Source organism: Limnobacter olei (assembly GCF_029087225.1).
GTDB lineage: Bacteria > Pseudomonadota > Gammaproteobacteria > Burkholderiales > Burkholderiaceae_B > Limnobacter > Limnobacter olei.
Window position 1 is genome coordinate 1 of record NZ_JARFJD010000047.1, and the last position, 6,294, is coordinate 6,294.

General features: G+C 44.8%; 8 protein-coding genes and 1 pseudogene. 6 read left to right on the top strand and 3 right to left on the bottom strand.

The window, feature by feature from the left end; translation table 11 throughout:
* The 6 genes from PY990_RS16150 to PY990_RS16175 form a co-directional block, all read left to right on the top strand.
* On the top strand, positions 1–604 hold a 604-nt coding region (locus tag PY990_RS16150; protein WP_275272475.1), incomplete at its 5' end, for a DDE-type integrase/transposase/recombinase.
* Between the two features lie 62 nt (positions 605–666).
* A complete protein-coding gene (gene msrA / locus PY990_RS16155; protein ID WP_069785042.1) occupies positions 667–1,155 on the top strand; it encodes a peptide-methionine (S)-S-oxide reductase MsrA in 489 nt (162 codons plus the stop codon).
* Between the two features lie 3 nt (positions 1,156–1,158).
* Positions 1,159–1,419 (top strand): glutaredoxin, encoded by a 261-nt coding sequence (locus PY990_RS16160; RefSeq protein ID WP_005403706.1) that lies wholly within the window; start codon positions 1,159–1,161, stop codon positions 1,417–1,419.
* A gap of 31 nt (positions 1,420–1,450) precedes the next feature.
* Positions 1,451–1,891 (top strand): peptide-methionine (R)-S-oxide reductase MsrB, encoded by a 441-nt coding sequence (gene msrB, locus PY990_RS16165; RefSeq protein ID WP_005403705.1) that lies wholly within the window; start codon positions 1,451–1,453, stop codon positions 1,889–1,891.
* Between the two features lie 54 nt (positions 1,892–1,945).
* Complete coding sequence (locus PY990_RS16170; protein WP_011711656.1) at positions 1,946–2,191, top strand: glutaredoxin family protein; 246 nt, start codon at positions 1,946–1,948, stop codon at positions 2,189–2,191.
* Positions 2,192–2,412: 221 nt separating this feature from the next.
* Positions 2,413–3,060 carry a peptide-methionine (S)-S-oxide reductase gene (locus PY990_RS16175; protein ID WP_275272476.1) on the top strand — a complete coding sequence of 216 codons (648 nt, stop codon included), beginning with the start codon at positions 2,413–2,415 and terminating at the stop codon, positions 3,058–3,060.
* A 219-nt stretch (positions 3,061–3,279) separates the two neighbouring features.
* On the opposite strand, the gene PY990_RS16180 is transcribed toward PY990_RS16175, so the two are convergent.
* The 3 genes and pseudogenes from PY990_RS16180 to PY990_RS16190 form a co-directional block, all read right to left on the bottom strand.
* On the bottom strand, positions 3,280–4,257 hold the full coding sequence (locus tag PY990_RS16180; RefSeq protein WP_002119794.1) for a sensor domain-containing diguanylate cyclase: 978 nt from the start codon (positions 4,255–4,257) through the stop codon (positions 3,280–3,282).
* A 281-nt stretch (positions 4,258–4,538) separates the two neighbouring features.
* A pseudogene (locus PY990_RS16185) lies at positions 4,539–4,751 on the bottom strand (transposase domain-containing protein); the annotation flags it as partial.
* Between the two features lie 123 nt (positions 4,752–4,874).
* Positions 4,875–6,161 carry a GAF domain-containing protein gene (locus tag PY990_RS16190; RefSeq protein ID WP_275272477.1) on the bottom strand — a complete coding sequence of 429 codons (1,287 nt, stop codon included), beginning with the start codon at positions 6,159–6,161 and terminating at the stop codon, positions 4,875–4,877.
* Positions 6,162–6,294: the final 133 nt, after the last annotated feature.

The window sequence follows — 6,294 nt, forward strand, 5'->3', positions numbered from 1 at the left end:
AATTTGGGTGCAAATCAACAATCTGTACCTGGTGCTGGACATTTACAGCCGCAAGATTGTGGCTTGGGAAGTACATGATGCTGAGTCCGGCCTGCTGGCAAAGCAGCTCATCGAGCGCGCGCTATTACGCGAAGGCTGCTGGCACAAACCACCGGTTCTGCACTCGGACAATGGCGCACCGATGACGTCGCATACGCTGCGTTCACGGCTGGCAGAGCTGGGTATGCCGATGTCGCACAGCAGGCCTCGTGTCAGCAATGACAACCCGTATTCTGAATCGCTGTTCCGGACACTGAAGTACTGCCCGGCCTGGCCGTCAAAGGGGTTTGCATCACTGGCTGATGTGCGTGACTGGATGCTGGCCTTTGAGCGGGGATACAACAGCCAGCACTTGCATAGTGGCATCAACTTCGTCACCCCAAGTGTTCGCCATGCTGGCAAAGATATGGAGCAATTACAGCATCGTAAGTGGGTGTATGAGGCAGCCAAACGTCGGAACCCTCGGCGCTGGTCCAGGGCAACCCGGAACTGGGAACCGGTGGGAGCGGTGTCGCTCAACCCCGGCAAATTGCAGGAAATCGAGCTGAATAAATCGGCTGCTTAAGCGTAGTAAAACGGACAACTGGGTTGAAAATTACCGAAGTGGATGAAAACTAAGGAGGCTTTATGAAACTAGATTATGTGATCGTTGCCGGAGGGTGTTTTTGGGGTCTCGAAGACCTCCTTAGGAGTCTGGACGGTGTGACGTCAACGAAGGTGGGCTACTCTGGCGGAGATTTTGATGATCCTACCTACGCCGATATTATAACAGGTAAAACGGGTCACGCCGAAGCTGTTCGCGTGGAATACGACCAAGACGAAATATCTCTCGAAGAGATTCTACATTACTTTTTCAAAATCCATGATCCGACTACGAAGAATCGCCAAGGAAATGATGTTGGCACTTCGTATCGCTCGGCAGCGTTCTATCGTGACGATGCACAGAAAGCGATTATCGAAAACGTGATTGATGAGGTCAATGAGATCGGTCGCTTCGAGAATGAAGTGGTCACGACCGTCACCCTGGAAAAAGAATTCTACGACGCTGAGGCATATCACCAAAACTATTTGCAGAGGAATCCCAGCGGATACTCTTGCCATTTTGAAAGAGACTAAATCATGAACCAAATGAACGAGGAAAAAATGAAAGCACTTAAGAATGTTGTTATTTATACGAAAGACCATTGTCCATTTTGCGCACGCGTGAAGAATTACCTAACTGCTGAAAAGGTCGACTTCAAACAAATTCGCGTAGACGACGATCCGAAGACTTACCTGGAGTTGAAGGAAAGAACAAATCTCCAAACTGTACCGCAAGTTTTTGTGGATGGAGAATTCATTGGTAGTGCTACAGACTTCTTCTCGTGGATTGATAGCTAAAGAGTGAACCCTAAAATAAAGGAGCAAATATATGTTCAATTGGAAAAGCATTTACAACTACCTGGATAACGGCACTCCCGCGCCTCCCAAAAAAGTAGAAAAGAGCGAGGAAGAGTGGAAAGAAATTCTGACGCCAGCGCAATTTCGGGTCATGCGGATGAAAGGCACCGAACGCGCGCACACCGGAGAACTCTGTTCATTTTATGAAGCTGGAAGGTACGCCTGTGTGGGCTGCGACACCGAACTCTTTGACTCGAACCTAAAGTTCGATTCGGGAACGGGATGGCCGAGTTTTTCTGAGCCAGTCGCAGACAACGTAATTCAATATGAACTGGATACGACCTTCGGGCGCAGAATCGAAGTGCTATGCAATGTGTGCGAAGCCCATCTGGGGCACGCTTTTCCAGACGGTCCTGAGCCATCAGGGGTCCGATTCTGTATTAACTCGGAGTCATTGAAGTTTGTAGAATAATTTTTAAATCGAGGGGGTTTATGAAAGTGAACCTTTTGAAAAAAGGAGCCGTTCGTGTTGATTAAGCTGTTCGGTCATAAAGACTGCCATAAAACCAAGATTTACCATTCGTACTTGCAAGAAAAAGGGAGCCAGTTTGTTTTTTTGGATGTTCATGAAGACGACGCGGCTGCTGATGAACTGTGCTCCCTCTATTCGAACGGAAAGCTGAATTTCCCGACAATAGTGGTTGGGACAAAGAAGCTGAGAAACCCCAAGTTCAAGGACCTTGACAGGTGGTTGGAAGCTTCAATGAAATAATGAGTTTTTTCAGAATTATTAATAACTTAATAAGCAGTAAGATCAATGATTACAGCAATTTTCCGCAGTTGTGTTACCAAGAAACATGCTGCGGAGTTTTAGCAAAGATACTTCATCAAGCTGGTGTTGGAAAACGTGGTCTTATCGTCGTTTGCACGGCGTGAGGAATGGGAGTGGCTTCAATTTTTGAAAGTTAGGTGAAAAATATGTCGGATCTAAAAATGAATAAAGAGGACGGTGCTGAAAGCTATGAATTTGCAACCCCTGAAGCAATCGAAGAAGCATTGAAAATCGGGAAGCTTAGTCAAACGGTTTTCGGCATGGGTTGCTTTTGGGGGCCGGATTCTAATTTTGGAGGGACGCAGGGAGTAGTGCAAACACGTGTTGGCTACGCTGGAGCATCAACTCTGGATCCGGGTTACCGCAACATCAACGGACACGCCGAAGTCGTCAGAGTGATCTACGATAAAAACCAAATCAGCTATAGGGAACTTCTTGGAAGTTTTGAATCATGGTTTGTTCATGGGAGAAAGCAGGGTCAGTATCGCCAGATACTTTTTGTTTTTGATCGGGAGCAAAAAAAAGTGGTTGAAGAACTTATCCAAGCAATTGGAAAGGATAAGTCACCCGAGGTGATTGAGGCCGGAGAACAAAATGGTTATTTTTGGCCCGCCGAAGATTACCATCAAAAGCATCGTCTTCGCAGAAACAAACAGCTTGTAAGTCTTGCAGAAGTAGATTTCGGTCCTCGCTGGGATGAACATCTGTATTTTACTAAATTAAATAGTACAGATAGAAAAGGCTTCAGTCTCTCGAGCTGGCTAAAAAAGTTGTCTCCGGAAATGCAGAAAGCTTACCGAATCGGTTAATCTGAAATTGCAGCTGGCTAAAGAACTCTATTTTCTATATGTAAAGAATGTGACGATCTCCTTCACATGGAGTCCAAGAGAGCATAAAAAATCTGTGTAAGTCGCATTACCCATGTATTTGAAAGGAATACATAATGCCAATATCAGACCAGCTTATCGACCGAAGCAAGACATCAGTTTTTATGAGGTCTTGAGATCAGCGCAGCATGAACAGATCTCTTACAGTGTGGCGAACACACTGGTTTGATTGCGGCCTTGGGTTTTAGCTTTGTATAACATCTGATCGGCGACTTCTAGCAACTGCTTTTTGTCGTCAAATAAATCAGCGCTGGCCAAACCTATGCTGACCGTTAATTGTCGTAATAACCACTCATGGTTAGCCACTACCAGCCTTAACTTTTCCAGTGTTTTATTTGCGGACGCTGTGTCTGTGCCTGGCAGGATCAGCACAAACTCTTCACCACCATAACGGGCGAAAAAGTCATAGTTCCTGCTATGGCGCTGAAACAGAGCCGCGACTTGACTCAGTGCCTCATCTCCTGCGGCATGACCATAGCTGTCGTTAAAACTCTTAAAGTGATCAATATCAATCAATGCCAGTACAAAAGATTGTCCTGTTCTTTGCCAGCGAGCAAATTCAGCTTCAAACTTGAGGTCAAAAGCTCTTCTGTTGTTCACCCCTGTCAGCGCATCCGTCATGCTGGTATTATGTAATTGTTCGCCGACTTTTTTCAGCTCCAGTATGGCGATCACTTGTCTGGACAGAGCCTGCAAAGAGCTTATCTGCCGCTGGTTCAGCTGCTTAGGAACATGATCATAGACACAAATAGTACCAATCACTGCACCTTCGGGATCAATCAGCGGCGAGCCAGCATAAAATCGGTAGCCAGGTCCTGAAATCACCATAGCATTGGTACTGAATCTGTGATCTAAAGTAGCGTCAGGGACCACCATTACCGCATCAGGTGTTTCCATTGCATACACGCAAAAGGACTCTTTAATTAATACAGAGGTACGCGAAATACCAACTTTTGCAATTAGATTCAGCTTTGTGTCATCGGTTCGCGTCACCATAGCCACTGGTGCATCACAGATATAACACGCCAGTTCAGTGATATCCCGCAGGTTCTGATCTGCTTCAGCAGGTGCTTTTAGTGTGGTTTCTGCACTAGCTGTTTGAGCTAAACTAAAGGTCATGTACTTCTCCGTTTTTCTACTGCATTTTTCAAAGATCCTGCATAGAAAAATGAATTAAATCGTTGATTTAACTCTAGCATAGATCTGTCAGACTTGAAGTTATCTCTGTAGCAATGGTATTGTTTTGTACAATATTCGCCTGCTTGATTTGAGTTTTAGCTGTATTTATAAACTTTTGGCTTTTCCGGTCGCAGGCTCTATAATTTGCTCGTTTAAATCCAACTCTTCGTCTAACGTCATCTATTTAGTGTTCATGCGGCCTCCGGAGCATTTTCCGTGGCTTATTTTACCGAAGCATCGGGATTGCTAAATAGAGCTGAACGCTGTAATGCGCTTTCGAACTGAGCTTTCCGTAACTTCGGCATTAGTTCATGTACCTTGCTTACTGGATGTTGGTTGACGCGCAGCAGCACGTCCGTCAGATAATCGTAAACGTTAATAGCAGTGTTGACCTTGCTTTGAATGACGCCAACATGCTTAGCACCAAGCTCCGTTCAGCAGAATCACAGCCAGTTTTTCAATTATCCCAAGTGTCACTCTCAGATTAAAGGCCGCCATACCGGATGTAGTGCCAACAAGAAAACTAAAACACAACTTCGCTGATCATCGCTGAGTGTTTATAAATCGTCTCCCATCACCGGTATCGATAAGCAGATAAGCCTGGTTATGCCATTAGCAGTTCTTGAAGCATTCCTGCTTTCAATGTCGTCAACGTGATCACGATTTGAGTTGAGATAACTACTCTGTTGCTGAAGACTCTCAGTTAATTGCCACTCACCAGATTCAAGAACAGCACCCGCTAACTCGGCACATACTGTTGCAAAACCATAAAGCGCTTGATTATCGCGGGTAAAACGCAGCGGCATCGTCTGGCCTTTTACAAGAAGGGACCATTCCAAAACTCTGTACTTACCTTTTAATCGGTTACTGACAAAAATAGTTATACTTGTACCGCTGGCGCCAACAACTAAAAAGCTCGTGATAGCTAGTCCTATCAGAGACCATAACTCTGGTTTCCCACTTAGTAACAGTGGATTAGGCAAATGACTCCTCAAAACGAGATCAGCACCAAGGGTCAGAGCTGTTTTATACACTGCTTGTTCTAATAATGGAGTTGCATTGACCAGTGACGCAACAGCATCACAACTATAAGGTTCTAGAACTGCCGTAGCTCTCAACCATTCTGTTTCATGGGCAATCGCCAACAAATTTGACCAAATTCGAACCAGTGCCGCTATATGAATGGAGTTTTCATCAGTCAGGACGGTTTGATTAAGCTGCTTCTCCAGTTCCTGATGCCAGTATTGGTATTGGCTTGTCAAAAGTACAAACAACTCAGATTGAAGCAACTTATTATTAGTTACCGGTCTTATCCTATTTGACATCTCATTGAATAGTTGTATAAATTTTTTGTCTGCTTGTTGCTCACGCTTTAGCAGATCTTGCTGTTGTTGAAGCATCTGTAAATCGTATTCAATCGCCTGCTTAAAAAGTGTGAGTAAGGAACAGTGTTGTGATGACCGATCTGGGCTTGCAAAGTCCAACATACACAAAGTACCGAAAGTTTTTCCGCTAGGCCAAAGCAATGGCAGGCCATAGTAATAACTAAAGCCTGCTGCAAATGTTGGGTTATTGTTCTCATATCGGGTACCGATTGCATTTTCAACTAGTAATGGCTGGTTACTGGAAATGACTTGGGAACAATAAGTGTTAAGTGCCAATGGAACAGGTTCACCGCAATAAAAAGTTGGTACTGACACACTGCCAACAGCCTGACAAATTTCGTTTTTATCTAATCGATTAATCAGCACACAAGGCACTTCCGCGACTTGAGCCATCGAGTTTACAATGCCTTGCCAGCGCTCTAGGAGCAGAGCGGTTTCTATGCTCAAATCTACTGCCATTTGTTCCCTCAGTATTTAAATAGTCCCCTTTTGCATCATTCGATCTTGTTTATCTCAGAGTATCAAACAGGAAACAAAGTGATTGATGTCAATCAGGGAATTAGCAGCATTGATGGTAAGCCCCCAGCAAACC

Excerpts from the sequence above, each read along its gene's own strand:
- msrA (WP_069785042.1), top strand. The coding sequence starts at position 667 with ATGAAACTAGATTATGTGATCGTTGCCGGAGGGTGTTTTTGGGGTCTC.
- PY990_RS16160 (WP_005403706.1), top strand. The coding sequence starts at position 1,159 with ATGAACCAAATGAACGAGGAAAAAATGAAAGCACTTAAGAATGTTGTT.
- msrB (WP_005403705.1), top strand. The coding sequence starts at position 1,451 with ATGTTCAATTGGAAAAGCATTTACAACTACCTGGATAACGGCACTCCC.
- PY990_RS16175 (WP_275272476.1), top strand. The coding sequence starts at position 2,413 with ATGAATAAAGAGGACGGTGCTGAAAGCTATGAATTTGCAACCCCTGAA.
- PY990_RS16180 (WP_002119794.1), bottom strand. The coding sequence starts at position 4,257 with ATGACCTTTAGTTTAGCTCAAACAGCTAGTGCAGAAACCACACTAAAA.
- PY990_RS16190 (WP_275272477.1), bottom strand. The coding sequence starts at position 6,161 with ATGGCAGTAGATTTGAGCATAGAAACCGCTCTGCTCCTAGAGCGCTGG.